Raw genomic sequence first — 1,105 nt, forward strand, 5'->3', positions numbered from 1 at the left:
CTAGGTTCTGTGTCGAAGTGAGTTGAGGGTGGCACCGCGTAGCGGTGCCACCCTCAACTCGTCTCGGAACATGCTGTCCGCGTTGGCATATGGGCGAGGTCTCAGGTAGGTGGTTGAGCGACCAAGCAAAACCGGAGAACTACCGGAGACCTCGTGACCAGCGTAGCGGTGGCGGGGCGCGCAGACCTGACCGATGCCCAATGGGCTCGGCTGGAGCCGCTGCTGCCCCGTAACAAGAAGGCGGGACGCCCGCCGCAGTGGACGAAACGGCAGCTCATCGACGGGATCCGGTGGCGGACCCGAGCCGGGGTGCCATGGCGGGACGTGCCGCCGCAGTACGGATCCTGGTCGGCGATATACGGGCTGTTCCGTCGCTGGCAGCGCGGCGGAGTGTGGCTGCTGATCGTGAAACTGTTGCAAGCATTCACCGATGCGGCCGGGGGGATCCGGTGGCAGGTGAGCGTGGACTCCACCATCATGCGAGCCCACCAGCACGCTGCCGGCGCCCGCCGCGACAGCGGAGGGCAGGCCGAACCACCCGGCGGTGGCGGTGACCCCGAGCCCACTGACCATGGTCTGGGCCGGTCACGTGGTGGCTGGACCACGAAGCTGCATCTGGCGTGTGAGCAAGGCTGCCGAGTGTTGGCGATGGTGATCACGGCTGGTCAGGCCGGTGACAGTCCCCAGTTCGCGGCGGTGCTCGACGCGATCGAGGTCGTCAAGCCGGCCGGTGGCCGAGCGCGGGTGCGGCCCGAGCGGGTGCTGGCAGACAAGGCGTACTCCAGTCGCGGCAACCGGGACTGGCTGCGCCGGCACGGCATCAAGGCCACGATCCCGGTCCCGGCCGACCAGGTCGCGCACCGCCGTAACCGCGGCAGTGCCGGTGGCCGGCCGCCGGCGTTCGACTCCATGGTCTACCGGGACCGCAACGCCGTCGAACGTGGCATCAACCAGCTCAAACAGCACCGGGCCGTGGCTACCAGGTATGACAAGCTCGCTGTCCGCTACCTGGCGACCGTCCACATCGCTGTCATCAATCAGTGGCTGCGACACGAGTGAGGGCGGCTCAAAGGGCCGCCCTCACTTCACTTCGACACAGAACCTA

1 protein-coding gene is annotated in these 1,105 nt (G+C 67.6%); it reads left to right on the forward strand.

What is annotated here, in order from left to right; all coding sequences use genetic code 11:
- Nucleotides 1-153 precede the first annotated feature (153 nt).
- A complete protein-coding gene (locus tag IG65_RS0133960; RefSeq protein ID WP_030519011.1) occupies nt 154-1,059 on the forward strand; it encodes an IS5 family transposase in 906 nt (301 codons plus the stop codon).
- The last annotated feature ends 46 nt before the right edge of the window (nt 1,060-1,105 follow it).

Origin of the sequence: Nocardia sp. NRRL WC-3656 (genome assembly GCF_000720265.1) — a bacterium.
Lineage (GTDB): Bacteria > Actinomycetota > Actinomycetes > Mycobacteriales > Mycobacteriaceae > Nocardia > Nocardia nova.